This window comes from Serratia sp. NA_112.1 (assembly GCF_052691715.1).
The window spans coordinates 417,024-431,515 of record NZ_JBQZFO010000004.1; the positions used below are offsets into that span (position 1 = coordinate 417,024).

Consider the following 14,492-nt stretch of genomic DNA (forward strand, 5'->3'; position numbering starts at 1 on the left):
AATTGCCGTACCTGACGGAGGGTATTCCCTTGCCAAAAATTTGTTAAATGGATGCCAAAATGGAAAAGTTACTGATAGTGAATGCTGACGATTTTGGTCTGAGCAAGGGCCAAAACTATGGCGTTATCGAGGCTTATCACTACGGGGTTGTCTCTTCAACCACTGCTATGGTCAATAGCGTGGAAGTACACCATGCCGCCAGGCTCAGCCAGCTTTATTCTGGGCTGCAGATTGGCCTGCACTTTGTGCTGACCCACGGGAAGCCCCTGACTGCCATGCCGTCGCTGGTCAACGAACGTGGGGAGTTGGGCAAGTGGTTATGGGAAAGGGCCGAGTCTGAGATGCTGGATTTGGACGAAATCTACAATGAGCTGGTGGGGCAATACGACAGGTTTGTGGCCGTTTTCGGCAAAGCGCCGACTCATATCGACAGCCACCATCATACGCATATGTTGCCGCAAATCTATCCGTTGGTGGAAGCCTTCGCTCAGTCCAAATCCATTCCGCTGCGTATTGATCGTCAGGCAGTGGAGCAACAAAACATTCCGCTGCATTATGATCGCAGCACCGAGTGGTTTGATGCGGGCTTTTATGGTGAGGCCATATCCGAAGCGCTGTTTTTGCAGGTGCTTGAGCGGGCCGACGAACGCAGCGCCGGTTCAGTAGAGATGATGTGCCATCCGGCATTCCTGGATAAAACCCTTCTGGAGAGCAAATACTGCTACCCGCGGCTTGCTGAAGTGGATGTTTTAACCGCACCAGGCATTAAAAACGTGATTGCGGAGCGCGGTTACCGCCTGGGATCCTTCCTGGATCTGTGACGTTCGGATATCGCGCTCAAAGAGGGAGCAATGATTAAAGCATCGAGTGGGCCTTCTTCAACCCGGTATCCTCATCAGGATCGGCACCCTGCGGGATGGGCTCATCGGCTTCTTCTGCCTCCGAGGTTTCACTGGCCTGCGGATCTATCGGATCAGGTGCCGCTTCCGGAGGCGGCATGGTGTCATGGATTGTCTGCTCATCGAAGGTTGGGTTCAGCGCCGGAGAAAGCGGGGAACTGGTCAGGCTGTCCGGCAGCGGAATATGCGGCAGTGGCGCATCCTGCGCAAACTGCGACTCGTCCTGTTTTACCGTCCGACTGAAGCCTACCAGCAACACGCCACAAAGCGAGAAGAAGGCATACAGAATATTGCCTCCTAACGGTTCAATTAGTGAACCGACCGCCAATGGGCCGATACTGGCACCGACACCGAAGGCCATCAGCAAACAGGCGGCGAGGGATACGCGCCGTTCAGGTTCGATCAAATCGTTCGCCAGGGCGACTACCAGCGGATACAGCGTGAACTGCAACATGCTGACGATAAAGCCCACTACCAGCAACACCGGAAAATCAATGTGCGGTACCAGCGCCAGCGGCAGGGAAGCTACGATCAATAAAATGGCGTTGATGCGCATCAACAGCGTTCGATTGTAACGGTCTGACAGCCAACTGAGTGGGAACTGCGCCACCAGCCCGGCGAAGATGGCTATCGCCATAAACAGGCCGGTTTGCTGGGTGGTTAGCGATTGCAGACTTGCATACACCGGTGCCAAACCATAGAAAGATCCCACCACCATGCCGATCACCAGCGTGGTTGCCAGCACTTTGGGAATAGCCCCGATAAAATAGCGTAGCTCCATAGGGGCCGGTGACATATGGCGGGCATTGGTGCGGGTGGTGAGAGCAATAGGCACCAGGCACAGTGCAAAGCACAGGGCAATCACCAGCAGGGTGGTGATGCCGAGATTGCTCTGCAGCATTAACACCACCTGACCCAATGACATGCCCAGATAAGTCGCTGCCATATAAAAGCCGAAAACCATACCGCGCTGATTGGACTCTGCCTGGTCGTTCAGCCAGCTTTCCAGCACCATGAATTGACACATCATGCACATGCCGATAATCAGCCGCAGTACTACCCATATCGGAATGTATTCCGTCAGGCCGTGCCCCAGCACCGCCGCGGTGATAATGCCGGCGCAGGAAACGTAGGCGCGGATATGGCCGACGCGGGCAATCAGAAAATGGCCGACCTTGCCGCCGATCACCAGGCCGATGTAGTTGGCGGCAATAATTGCCCCGATCAGCGCGCCGGTCACGTGGATAGAGGTTAAACGCAGGGAGATATAAGTGGTGAGCAACCCTGAACCCAGCAGCATCAGCAGGGTGGTGGTATACAACGGAAAGAAGACGCCTAACGTTTTTTTCACTCTATCATCCTAATCTTTTATCCTGGTTTGCCCTGGGATTGACCCTGCCGGCGGCAAAGGCAACCCGGTGAGATCCCTCGTGCAAAACACCGCCCGTTAACCCGAGCGTTACATTCGATACTAGCAGTTTGGTTTGCCGCTTAACACCGCTTCGCCTGCGAAGCTGCGCGCATTTCTGTCATCGCGCGGTCGGGCAAGCTTGATAAATGCTACTATCGGGCGCATATACCTGATTCGCTAAGGAGAGGTTATGAGTGAAAATCAACTGCGTAAACTCAGTATTGCGGTGGGCGAAAAACTGAAGGCCAACGGCCAGTGGATCACCTGCGCGGAGTCCTGTACCGGGGGCGGCATCGCCAAAGCCATCACCGATATTGCCGGGAGTTCTGCCTATTTTGATCGCGGCTTTGTCACCTACAGCAATACGGCAAAGCATGAATTGCTGGGCGTGGCGGAGGCCACTCTGACGGCCTATGGCGCAGTGAGCGAAGAAGTAGTGCGCGAGATGGCCCAAGGGGCATTACACGCAGCACGGGCCAGTTTGGCGTTGTCGGTCAGCGGCATTGCCGGGCCGGACGGCGGGACTGCAGAAAAACCGGTGGGCACCGTTTGGTTTGGCTTTGCCGACGGCACTGGGCGGGTACTGGCGCACAGGAAGCAATTTGTCGGCGATCGCGATGCAGTGCGGCTTCAGGCAACGATTTTTGCGCTGCAAACCGCGCTTGATGATTTTTTGTAAAATTAGGCTTGATACTGTATGACTATACAGTATAATTAGTGACATTTCCTGCACAACATACAATCAGTGGCAGTGTGGGGTAACACCGACATTGCATAACGAAGGAGCAAAAATGGCTATTGATGAGAACAAGCAAAAGGCGCTAGCTGCGGCACTGGGCCAGATTGAGAAACAGTTCGGCAAAGGCTCCATCATGCGTCTGGGTGAAGACCGTTCTATGGACGTAGAAACGATCTCTACCGGCTCACTGTCACTGGACATCGCACTGGGTGCGGGCGGCCTGCCAATGGGGCGCATCGTTGAAATTTATGGCCCGGAGTCTTCCGGTAAAACTACCCTGACGCTGCAGGTTATTGCTGCGGCACAGCGCGAAGGTAAAACCTGTGCGTTCATCGATGCCGAGCACGCGCTGGATCCGATTTATGCGAAAAAGCTGGGTGTTGATATCGACAACCTGCTGTGTTCGCAGCCGGATACCGGTGAGCAAGCGCTGGAAATCTGTGATGCCTTGACCCGCTCTGGCGCGGTTGACGTGATCATCGTTGACTCAGTAGCGGCGCTGACGCCAAAAGCGGAAATCGAAGGTGAAATTGGTGACTCACACATGGGGCTGGCGGCACGTATGATGAGCCAGGCGATGCGTAAGCTGGCCGGTAACCTGAAAAACGCCAATACGCTGCTGATCTTCATCAACCAGATCCGTATGAAAATCGGTGTGATGTTCGGTAACCCGGAGACCACCACCGGTGGTAATGCTCTGAAATTCTATGCTTCTGTCCGTCTGGATATCCGCCGTATCGGCGCGGTTAAAGAAGGCGATGAAGTGGTCGGCAGCGAAACCCGCGTAAAAGTGGTAAAAAACAAAATCGCTGCGCCGTTCAAACAGGCCGAGTTCCAAATCCTGTACGGTGAAGGTATCAACAGCCGTGGTGAACTGGTTGATCTGGGCGTGAAGCACAAGATGATCGAGAAAGCCGGCGCCTGGTACAGCTACAATGGCGATAAAATCGGTCAGGGCAAGGCCAACGCCTGTAACTTCCTGAAAGAAAACCCGGCGGTTGCTGCCGAGTTGGATAAACGACTGCGTGACCTGCTGCTGCACAGTAACGGCGAACTGGTTGCTGCAACCAACGAAGGCTTCGACGACGAAGCTGAAACCAGCGAAGAGTTTTAATCGCTGCTGGCGTTCGTGAACACCGTTATAGGTTCACGAACGTCAACTAAATCAGGCTTGAAAAATGAATGACTTGCTAAGCCGCGCCATGCGCCTGCTGTCGCAACGCGATCATAGTGAAGCTGAACTGGGCCGCAAACTTGCGGCGCAGCCATTTATGGCGAAAGCCAGATTTGGCACCAAAACTCCCTCGTCCTCCGCTCCGCTGCCTGAAGAACCCGTCGATCCTGCCGTTATAGAACAGGTTATTGCCTATTGTTACCAGCATAACTGGTTGGACGATCAACGCTTTGCCCGCAGTTATATTGGCAGCCGCAGCCGTAAAGGCTATGGCGCGCAGCGCATTCGCTCCGAATTGATGCAAAAAGGTGTGGATAAAGAACTGACGCAGGCAGCGCTGGCGGAGTGCGAGATTGACTGGTGTGAGCAGGCCAAACAGGTGGCTCAACGTAAATTTGGCGAATCACTGCCAACGGACTGGAAGGAGAAAGCCAAAGTGCAGCGCTATCTGCTCTATCGTGGCTTCTTCCAGGAAGAAATTCAGTCAATTTACCGTGATTTTGCGCAATGAACGCACACGGGGTTTTACTTCCCTCTGAAGAAAATTTATCTTATCCCCACTTTTTGTTCGTGAGCTAGGTGCCATCGTCAGGATGTCGAGTATCTTGCTCACGTGTCGTTATTCTAGCCTTTCCGGGAAAATTATGAGCAAGAGCACCGCTGAGATCCGTCAAGCGTTTCTCGATTTCTTTCATAGTAAGGGCCATCAGGTTGTAGCGAGTAGCTCCCTGGTGCCTGACAATGATCCGACATTGCTGTTTACCAATGCCGGCATGAACCAATTTAAAGATGTTTTCCTGGGGCTGGACAAGCGTGCCTATTCCCGAGCCACCACCTCACAGCGCTGTGTCCGTGCGGGTGGTAAGCATAACGATCTGGAGAACGTCGGTTATACCGCACGTCACCACACCTTCTTTGAAATGCTGGGCAACTTCAGCTTCGGCGATTATTTCAAACATGATGCCATCAGCTACGCGTGGGAATTGTTGACCGGTGAAAACTGGTTCAACCTGCCGAAAGAAAGGCTGTGGGTGACCGTCTATGAAACCGATGACGAAGCCTTCGACATCTGGCAGCAGCAGATTGGTGTGCCGGCAGAACGCATTATCCGCATTGGCGACAATAAGGGCGGTGCCTTTGCCTCTGACAACTTCTGGCAGATGGGCGATACCGGCCCATGCGGCCCGTGCACCGAGATTTTCTACGATCACGGCGATCATATCTGGGGTGGCCCGCCGGGCAGCCCGGAAGAAGACGGCGATCGCTACATTGAGATCTGGAACCTCGTTTTCATGCAGTTCAACCGTCAATCCGACGGTACTATGCTGCCGCTGCCAAAGCCTTCGGTAGATACCGGTATGGGGCTGGAGCGTATTGCCGCAGTATTGCAGCACGTGAACTCCAACTATGAAATTGACCTGTTCAGCAAGCTGATTGCCGACGTGGCCAACGTGACCGGTGCCACAGATTTGGATAACAAATCCCTGCGCGTGATCGCCGACCACATTCGTTCTTGTGCCTTCCTGGTGTCGGACGGTGTGACGCCGTCCAACGAAGGTCGTGGTTATGTTCTGCGCCGCATCATCCGTCGCGCCGTTCGCCATGGCAACATGCTGGGCGCGAAAGATACCTTCTTCTATAAGTTGGTAGCCCCGCTGATAGAAGTAATGGGGCCGGCAGCCGACGAACTGAAACGTCAGCAGTCACTGGTTGAGCAAGTCCTGAAAACCGAAGAAGATCAGTTTGCCCGTACTCTGGAACGTGGTTTGACGCTGCTGGACGAAGAGCTGGCCAACTTGCAGGGCGATACCCTGGATGGTGAAACCGCATTCCGTCTGTACGACACCTACGGTTTCCCGGTCGATCTGACGGCAGACGTGTGCCGTGAACGTGGTCTGAAAGTGGATGAAGCCGGTTTCGAGCAGGCAATGGAAGCACAGCGCCGCCGTGCGCGTGAGTCCAGCGGCTTCGGTGCTGACTACAACAGCATGATCCGCGTTGATGGGACCAGCCAATTCAGTGGTTATGACCACGAGCAACAGCAGTCCACCGTGACCGCGCTGTTCCGTGATGGTCAACCGGTGAACGAGATCCGCGCCGGTGAAGACGCCGTAGTGGTACTGGACGAGAGCCCGTTCTACGGTGAGTCTGGTGGTCAGGTTGGCGATAAAGGCGTGCTGAAAGCTGCCAACGCTGATTTTGAAGTGAGCGACACCCAGAAATACGGTCAGGCTATTGGCCATCAGGGCAAGCTGTCTCATGGTTCGCTGAAGGTGAACGACCGCGTTGATGCGCAGATCGACACCGTGCGACGCAACCGCATTCGTCTGAACCACTCCGCAACCCACCTGCTGCACGCTGCACTGCGTCAGACGCTGGGTGAGCATGTGGCGCAGAAAGGCTCGTTGGTTAACGATAAATACCTGCGTTTCGACTTCTCGCATTTTGAAGCAATGAAGCCGGAGCAAATTCGCATCGTGGAAGATTTGGTGAACCAACAAATTCGTCGTAACCTGCCGGTGCAAACCGAGGTTATGGCGCTGGATGATGCCAAAGAGAAGGGCGCTATGGCGCTGTTCGGTGAGAAGTACGACGACAACGTCCGCGTACTGACCATGGGCGACTTCTCGACGGAGCTGTGTGGCGGCACCCATGCCAGCCGTACCGGCGATATCGGCCTGTTCCGCATTCTTAGTGAGTCTGGTACCGCCGCGGGTATCCGCCGTATTGAAGCGGTAACCGGTGATGGTGCGATAGCTACCTTGCATCAGCAAAACGATCTGTTACAGGACGTTGCTCATCTGGTTAAGGGTGACAGCAATAACCTGACGGACAAAGTGCGTGCGGTGCTCGATCGTACCCGCGCATTGGAAAAAGAGCTGCAGCAGTTGAAGGACCAGCAGGCGGCGCAAGAAAGCGCTTCATTGTCCAGCAAGGCGAAAATGGTTAACGGCGTACAGCTGTTGGTCAGCCAACTGGATAACGTTGAGGCCAAAATGCTGCGTACTATGGTTGATGATCTTAAAAATCAACTGGGTTCCGCGATTATCGTGCTGGCCACCACGGCCGATGATAAAGTGAGCCTGATTGCCGGCGTGACCAAAGATCTGACCGACCGGGTAAAAGCCGGCGAGCTGATCGGTAACGTAGCGCAGCAGGTTGGCGGTAAAGGGGGCGGACGCCCTGATATGGCGCAAGCCGGGGGGACCGATGTCAGCGCCCTGCCAGCGGCATTAGACAGCGTAGAAGCCTGGGTGGCCTCGAAACTGTGAATATAAATAAATAGCACTTACAAACGCCATAACTCATTACTGATTATGGCGTTTTTAACCTGTGCTAACACAATTTGGTTATAATTACGGGAACAAAGTTTTTCAGGTCGGCTAAACTTATCATTATCTGAGGTGAGACCAAGTCTGCTTACACTTATTGTGGATTACAAGACTTACGTTTTCACAACATATGATGGATAATGACGGGGAAACTGAGAGACCCGACTCTTTTAATCTTTCAAGGAGCAAAGAATGTTAATTCTGACTCGTCGAGTTGGTGAAACCCTCATGATTGGCGATGAGGTCACTGTCACAGTGTTAGGGGTCAAGGGCAACCAGGTTCGTATTGGTGTGAATGCCCCCAAAGAGGTGTCAGTTCACCGCGAAGAAATCTATCAGCGCATTCAGGCAGAGAAGTCTCAACCGACGACTTACTGATTTCGATGTAGCGTCTCGTTGCTCAGCGAGACGCTACTGAGCTTTCTTGTGCCCCCACAGACCTTCCTCTGACTTACCCTGTTAAATCTTCCTGCAGTTCCTCCCACTTTCGTTTGCTGATCCACTGTTATTGTCTGTTGATAAAACAATCTTTTTGACGTGAAATCGCCCATGTTGAGTGTGAATTGTGCAAACGCACATGAGATGGGAAAAATTGTTTGACTTAAAAGTCGGAGAAAGTAATATGTGCGCCACGCAGTGCCGATGAGCTTCTCCAAAGCAAATTAGGCACAATTCGCAAGAAGCGTATGGTGAGGTGGCCGAGAGGCTGAAGGCGCTCCCCTGCTAAGGGAGTATGCGGTCAAAAGCTGCATCCGGGGTTCGAATCCCCGCCTCACCGCCATTTGCATCCATAGCTCAGCTGGATAGAGTACTCGGCTACGAACCGAGCGGTCGGAGGTTCGAATCCTCCTGGATGCACCATATTTTGCAGTATGGTGGGGTAGTAACAACGTACCATACGGTATCAAAAAAGAATTCCCGTGCATCCATAGCTCAGCTGGATAGAGTACTCGGCTACGAACCGAGCGGTCGGAGGTTCGAATCCTCCTGGATGCACCATTCTTTCTGTCAAACTTGTTTCTTCAAGCAGACAAACCAAAAAATAGTAATGCATCCATAGCTCAGCTGGATAGAGTACTCGGCTACGAACCGAGCGGTCGGAGGTTCGAATCCTCCTGGATGCACCATCTAAGAAAAACCCGCCTTGGCGGGTTTTTCGCTTTCTGGTATTCGGTGATACGCTGCTGTAATTCCATCATCTTTCCTCTTGTGCACAGCACATTCCGCTATTACGCGATCAGCGACAACCTTCCGGCTTTACGCTAAAGTAGTTTTCTTTCCTCAACGATCATGGAGTAACGATGTACGACCGCTATCAGGGTCTTATTTTCGACATGGACGGCACCATTCTCGATACCGAGCCGACGCACCGAAAGGCGTGGCGTGAAGTGTTGTCCCGTTACGGTATGACGTTTGATGAACCCGCGGTGATGGCGTTGAGCGGTTCTCCGACCTGGCGCATTGCCCAGGCGATTATTGCCAGCCATCAGGCCGATCTTGATCCCCATCAGTTGGCTGCGGAGAAAACTCGTGCTGTTGAGGTGATGCTGCTGGACAGCGTACAGCCCTTGCCGTTGATTGAGGTGGTGAAGGCCTACCATGGCCGCCGTCCCATGGCGGTGGGTACCGGCAGTGAGCACCGCATGGCGGAAACTCTGCTGCGCCATCTGGGCCTGTTCCACTGCTTTGATGCGATCGTGGGCGCCGATGATGTGCAGCGCCACAAGCCAGAGCCGGACACCTTCCTGCGCTGTGCCGAACTGATTGGCGTATTGCCGGAGAAATGCGTGGTGTTTGAAGACGCAGATTTCGGCATCCAGGCGGCGAAAAGCGCCAATATGGCCGTGGTCGACGTTCGTACGCTGTGAGTAGTACGCTGGCGGTGATGTCGTTATTCGGCGGCAGCTTTCTCAGTGCGACGTTGCTGCCGGGAAATTCAGAAATTATTTTGGTTGCCTTGCTGACCAACAGTCGTGTATCACCGGAACTACTGGTGCTGGCCGCGACGTTGGGTAATACGCTCGGTGGGCTGACCAATGTCATTATCGGGCGCCTGTTACCGGCGTTGAAACCACAGCGAGGGCTGGATACCGCGCTTGGGTGGATGCAACGCTTTGGCCCGGCTGCGCTGTTGCTCAGTTGGGTACCGGTAGTGGGCGATTTGTTGTGCGTGTTGGCAGGCTGGCTGCGCATGCCCTGGGGCCCTGTTGCGCTATTTCTGTGTATCGGAAAGGCGCTGCGTTACATCATTTTGACTATGATAACGCTACAGGGAATGGCCTGGTGGCATTAACGACGTGAATATAACTCAATATTCTCTCGGGTGCAGATTCAGTATGCTTACGAGTTCTTGTTTTTAGAAGCGGGAGGTCAATTTGATCCCGGACGTATCCCAGGCGCTTTCTTGGTTGGAAGCCCATCCCCATGCATTAAAAGGCATTCGTCGCGGCATTGAGCGTGAAACGTTGCGCGTCACAGAAGACGGAAAGCTGGCAACAACCGGACATCCGGAAAAATTGGGGGCGGCATTAACGCACCACTGGATAACCACAGACTTTGCCGAGGCGCTGTTAGAATTTATTACGCCGGTTGACGATAACCTCGATCACCTGCTGACGTTCTTGCGTGATATTCATCGTCACGTAGCGCGTAATCTGGGTGAGGAGCGCATGTGGCCCCTCAGCATGCCGTGCTTTATTGAAGCCGAGCAGGACATTGAACTGGCGCAGTTTGGCTCGTCGAATATTGGCCGCATGAAGACGTTATACCGCGAAGGGTTGAAGAACCGTTACGGTGCGCTGATGCAGACCATTTCCGGCGTGCACTACAACTTTTCCCTGCCGCTGGAGTTCTGGCAGGCATGGGCCGGCGTTAAAGATGCCGAAAGCGGTAAGGAACAGATTTCGGCAGGCTATTTCCGTCTGATCCGCAACTATTACCGTTTTGGCTGGGTTATCCCATATCTGTTCGGCGCATCGCCGGCGATCTGTTCCTCGTTCCTGAAAGGGCGTGAGACAACATTGCCGTTTGAGCGGACCGAGCAGGGCATGTGTTATCTGCCGTATGCCACCTCGCTGCGGTTAAGTGACCTGGGCTACACCAATAAATCTCAGAGCAATTTGGGTATCACCTTCAACGATCTGCAAAGCTATGTCGAAGGCCTGAAGCGAGCAATTGCCACGCCTTCCGAAGAGTTTGCCAAACTGGGCGTGAAGGATGGCGATCGTTATCTGCAACTGAACAGTAACGTGCTTCAGATCGAAAATGAACTCTATGCGCCAATCCGGCCGAAGCGTGTGACCAACAGTGGCGAGACACCGTCAGATGCGCTTTTGCGCGGCGGTATCGAATACATCGAGGTTCGCTCGCTGGACATCAACCCGTTCTCGCCAATCGGCGTGGATGCGGTACAGGCACGTTTCCTGGACCTGTTCCTGGTATGGTGTGTGTTGGCCGATGCGCCAGAGATGAGCAGTGATGAATTGCTCTGCACGCGCAAAAACTGGAACCGGGTGATCCTCGAAGGACGTAAACCGGGCCAGACCATTGGCATCGGTTGTGATGACAGCCGTGAGCCATTGGCAAAAGTAGGCAAAGCCTTGTTTGACGATTTTCGCAGCGTGGCGGAAGTGTTGGATAGCGAAGCCGGCGATCGCCAGTATCAGCAGGTGTGTGATGAACTGGTCGCAGCGTTTGACGATCCGGAACTGACGTTCTCGGCTCGTATCCTGAAAGCGATGAAGGAAGAGGGCACCGGTCGTGTGGGCCTGCAATTGGCTGAGCAATACCGTCAGATGCTGATTGAAGAGCCGTTGGAAATCCTGACTGAAGCCGAATTGGCGAAGGAGCAGGAAGCCTCATGGCAGCGCCAGCGCAACATAGAAGCCAGTGATACGCTAAGCTTTGAAGAGTTCCTGAAGGTACATGGCGGGAGCTGAAAAAGAAAAAGGCCACATCAATGTGGCCAAATATGCATCTCTGATGACAGGGATGATGATAACAAATGCGCGTCTTTCACATATTAAGACTCGCTGAGTTAGAAAAGGTTTCCTGAATAGATAAAAAAGTTTCGAAATAAATACTCTTTTACGAGGAGGTAACGAAATGCCACTGCTGGATAGCTTCACCGTAGACCATACCCGCATGGCAGCTCCGGCTGTCCGCGTTGCGAAAACCATGAAAACTCCTCATGGCGATACCATCACCGTATTCGATCTGCGCTTTTGCCGCCCGAATCTGGAAGTGATGCCTGAGCGTGGTATCCATACGCTGGAACACCTGTTTGCCGGCTTTATGCGTGACCATCTGAATGGCCAGGGCGTTGAGATTATCGATATCTCCCCGATGGGATGCCGTACCGGTTTCTACATGAGCCTGATTGGCGTGCCGGAGGAGCAGCGAGTTGCCGATGCCTGGAAAGCGGCGATGGCTGACGTGCTGAAAGTGACCGATCAGCGTAAAATTCCTGAGCTCAATGAGTTCCAGTGCGGCACTTACCACATGCACTCACTGGAGGAAGCGCAGGAAATCGCCAAGCACATTCTTGATCACGACGTGGTAGTGAACCACAACGAAGAGCTGGCGCTGCCGAAAGAGAAGTTGCAGGAATTGCATATCTAGTTCGTTACCTGGCTTCAGCGATAAAAAAAGACGCGATGTTCGCGTCTTTTATCCTTTCTGGTGGGCGGTCAGTGTTGTTGAACGCTCGATTGCAGCGATTTTATCGGCGTGACCCGCACCTGTTTGATCATGTTGTCCTGCACGTCGAGGATATCAACGTCATAATGGCCAACCCGGACTCGGGTGCCCACTTCGGGGATCTCTTCGAGTTCTTCCAACAGCATACCGTTAATGGTGCGTGCATCGGTGGCTGGCAATGTCCAGTTGAATGCCTTGTTCAACTCGCGCACGTTGGCGGTACCGTCGATCAGGACTGAACCGTCGCTTTGTGGATTGACCTCTTCCGCCAGCGTTGGTGACATGGATGTGGTGAAATCACCAACGATTTCTTCCAGGATATCTTCGACCGTCACCAGCCCCTGAATATCTCCGTATTCGTCCACCACGATGCTGACTTTCTCTTTGTTGCGTTGGAACTTCACCAGTTGAACGTTGAGCGGCGTGCCTTCAGGCACGTAGTAAATCTCGTCGGCGGCGCGCAGCAGGTTCTCTTTGTTGAACTCTTTCTTCTCGGTCATCAGGCGGTAGGCTTCACGTACCCGCAGCATGCCGATGGCATCATCCAGTGAGCCGCGGTACAGCACGATGCGGCCGTGTGGCGAGTGGGTGAGCTGGCGCATGATCGACTTCCAGTCGTCGTTGACATCGATGCCGACGATTTCGTTGCGGGGCACCATGATGTCGTCGACCGTCACCTTCTCCAGATCTAGCACGGAAATCAACATGTCCTGATTGCGGCGAGAAATCTGTGAGTGGGATTCATTAACGATGGTGCGCAACTCGTCCTTGCTGACGGCATCGCTGACCCGTACGTTGGTGTGGATGCCGAACAGGCGCAAGACCAGCGTGGTGATGCCATTAAGCAGCCACACCAGCGGAAACATCACCTTCTGCAGCGGTGCCAGTAAAACGCTGCTGGGGAATGCTATGCGTTCCGGATATAACGCGGCGAAGGTTTTCGGCAGTACTTCGGCGAACAACAGCACGGCAAAGGTCAGGATACCGGTGGCGATAGCGACGCCCACATCACCATACAGGCGCATACCGACAATAGTTGCCAGCGCTGAGGCGAGAATGTTGACCAGATTATTGCCGATCAGCACCAGGCCGATCAGGCGATCCGGTTTTTTCAGTAGCTTCTCGACCCGGCGGGCAGAGCGGTTGCCCTGCTTGGAGAGATGACGGAGACGATAGCGGTTTAGCGTCATCATGCCGGTTTCGGATGCTGAGAAGTAAGCGGAAACCACGATCATAACCACCAGGATAATGATCAGGGTCCCTGTCGAAACGTGCTCCAACGCGGTATTCCTTATGTATGGAGAAAGATAGCCTGAGGGCTTAGCGAACCATTACTTGCTGGATCAGACGGCTGCCGAAGTAGGCCAGCGTTAGCAGAAAGGCACCGGCAAAGCTGAACCATATGACACGGCGGCCACGCCAGCCTTCATGGTAATGTCCCCACAGCAAGACGATATAGACAAACCATGCCATGATCGACAGGACGGCCTTGTGCACGTTTTCTTTGCTGAACAGGTTATCCATATACAGCAGGCCGGTGCAGAGTGTGAGCGTCAGCAGCACGACACCGATCTGGGTGATGTGGAACATTTTGCGTTCAATGCTCATCAGCGGCGGCATATCGGCGCTGAAGGTAAGCTTTTTGTTTTTCAGCAGATAGTCCAGCCAGGCAAGTTGCAGCGCATACAGCGCGGCAATAATCAGCGTAGCGTAGGAAAACAGCGCCAGGCCAATATGCACCATCAATTCCGGGCTGGCTTCCAGATGGGTAATAAATTCACCTGGCATAAAGCTGGCGAAGGCCAGATTGATCATCGCGAAGCTGTAAACAATCGGCAGCAGGAACCAACCGCGGTCGCGTGAGGCGACAAAGGTCATGACCGAACAGATGATCAGGCTGACTATCGAGCCGATGTTCAGCAGGCTGAGATTTTGTCCGGCGCTGACGTCAAAAATACGCTGCTGCAGTGCGATGGCGTGGCAAACCAGTGCCACCACCGCCGAGACGAGAGCAAGCCGACGGTATGCGCTGTTCTTCCGCAACAAGCTGGGAATAATCAGTCCAAGGCTGAGCAGGTAGGCGATCAAAGCCACAATGGAGAAAACTGGCATAGCGTTTAATTTTGCTTCGGCGTGGTGAATGGGATTGCCAGTATAGCGTTGAGCGCGCCCCACTCCAACCGATCTCCAACGCTGAGGCAGAGATCCTCTTCGCTTCGTGTTATAATCGCCGCAATTA

At 53.6% G+C, this 14,492-nt stretch carries 13 protein-coding genes and 4 tRNA genes; 14 read left to right on the plus strand and 3 right to left on the minus strand.

Annotated elements, in window-relative coordinates; genetic code table 11:
* The first annotated feature begins 59 nt into the window (after positions 1-59).
* Positions 60-821, plus strand: coding sequence for a chitin disaccharide deacetylase (gene chbG / locus ACUTQ5_RS12030; protein WP_445651433.1), 762 nt, complete (start codon positions 60-62; stop codon positions 819-821).
* Between the two features lie 34 nt (positions 822-855).
* On the opposite strand, the gene ACUTQ5_RS12035 is transcribed toward chbG, so the two are convergent.
* The gene (locus tag ACUTQ5_RS12035) at positions 856-2,250 is read right to left on the minus strand and encodes an MFS transporter (protein WP_445651434.1); all 1,395 of its coding nucleotides are present in this window, start codon (positions 2,248-2,250) and stop codon (positions 856-858) included.
* Between the two features lie 250 nt (positions 2,251-2,500).
* Between ACUTQ5_RS12035 and pncC the strand changes: the two genes are divergently transcribed.
* The 13 genes from pncC to luxS all read left to right on the plus strand — a co-directional run bounded on the left by pncC (position 2,501) and on the right by luxS (position 12,175).
* Positions 2,501-2,989, plus strand: coding sequence for a nicotinamide-nucleotide amidase (pncC, locus tag ACUTQ5_RS12040; RefSeq protein WP_445651435.1), 489 nt, complete (start codon positions 2,501-2,503; stop codon positions 2,987-2,989).
* Between the two features lie 112 nt (positions 2,990-3,101).
* Positions 3,102-4,163: a recombinase RecA gene (recA, locus tag ACUTQ5_RS12045; RefSeq protein ID WP_012005289.1), complete on the plus strand. Its 1,062-nt coding sequence runs from the start codon at positions 3,102-3,104 to the stop codon at positions 4,161-4,163.
* Between the two features lie 64 nt (positions 4,164-4,227).
* The gene (gene recX / locus ACUTQ5_RS12050; RefSeq protein ID WP_445651436.1) at positions 4,228-4,734 is read left to right on the plus strand and encodes a recombination regulator RecX; all 507 of its coding nucleotides are present in this window, start codon (positions 4,228-4,230) and stop codon (positions 4,732-4,734) included.
* A 133-nt stretch (positions 4,735-4,867) separates the two neighbouring features.
* Positions 4,868-7,495 (plus strand): alanine--tRNA ligase, encoded by a 2,628-nt coding sequence (gene alaS / locus ACUTQ5_RS12055; protein WP_445651437.1) that lies wholly within the window; start codon positions 4,868-4,870, stop codon positions 7,493-7,495.
* A 252-nt stretch (positions 7,496-7,747) separates the two neighbouring features.
* A complete protein-coding gene (gene csrA / locus ACUTQ5_RS12060; RefSeq protein ID WP_002209449.1) occupies positions 7,748-7,933 on the plus strand; it encodes a carbon storage regulator CsrA in 186 nt (61 codons plus the stop codon).
* Between the two features lie 310 nt (positions 7,934-8,243).
* A tRNA-Ser gene (locus ACUTQ5_RS12065) sits at positions 8,244-8,336 on the plus strand.
* A 3-nt stretch (positions 8,337-8,339) separates the two neighbouring features.
* A tRNA-Arg gene (locus tag ACUTQ5_RS12070) sits at positions 8,340-8,416 on the plus strand.
* Between the two features lie 61 nt (positions 8,417-8,477).
* Positions 8,478-8,554 (plus strand) — tRNA-Arg (locus ACUTQ5_RS12075).
* A 51-nt stretch (positions 8,555-8,605) separates the two neighbouring features.
* Positions 8,606-8,682 (plus strand) — tRNA-Arg (locus tag ACUTQ5_RS12080).
* A 174-nt stretch (positions 8,683-8,856) separates the two neighbouring features.
* A complete protein-coding gene (gene yqaB / locus ACUTQ5_RS12085) occupies positions 8,857-9,423 on the plus strand; it encodes a fructose-1-phosphate/6-phosphogluconate phosphatase (protein ID WP_445651438.1) in 567 nt (188 codons plus the stop codon).
* Positions 9,420-9,848 (plus strand): YqaA family protein, encoded by a 429-nt coding sequence (locus tag ACUTQ5_RS12090; RefSeq protein WP_012005293.1) that lies wholly within the window; start codon positions 9,420-9,422, stop codon positions 9,846-9,848. The genes yqaB and ACUTQ5_RS12090 overlap by 4 nt, the downstream gene beginning before the upstream one ends.
* 82 nt (positions 9,849-9,930) lie before the next feature.
* Positions 9,931-11,493: a glutamate--cysteine ligase gene (gene gshA, locus ACUTQ5_RS12095; protein WP_445651439.1), complete on the plus strand. Its 1,563-nt coding sequence runs from the start codon at positions 9,931-9,933 to the stop codon at positions 11,491-11,493.
* Positions 11,494-11,659: 166 nt separating this feature from the next.
* Positions 11,660-12,175, plus strand: coding sequence for an S-ribosylhomocysteine lyase (luxS, locus tag ACUTQ5_RS12100; RefSeq protein WP_020825287.1), 516 nt, complete (start codon positions 11,660-11,662; stop codon positions 12,173-12,175).
* 68 nt (positions 12,176-12,243) lie between these two features.
* On the opposite strand, the gene ACUTQ5_RS12105 is transcribed toward luxS, so the two are convergent.
* Positions 12,244-13,533, minus strand: a complete 1,290-nt coding sequence (locus tag ACUTQ5_RS12105; RefSeq protein WP_445651440.1) for an HlyC/CorC family transporter — start codon at positions 13,531-13,533, stop codon at positions 12,244-12,246.
* Between the two features lie 40 nt (positions 13,534-13,573).
* The gene (locus ACUTQ5_RS12110) at positions 13,574-14,365 is read right to left on the minus strand and encodes a cytochrome C assembly family protein (protein WP_445651441.1); all 792 of its coding nucleotides are present in this window, start codon (positions 14,363-14,365) and stop codon (positions 13,574-13,576) included.
* Between the last annotated feature and the right edge of the window lie 127 nt (positions 14,366-14,492).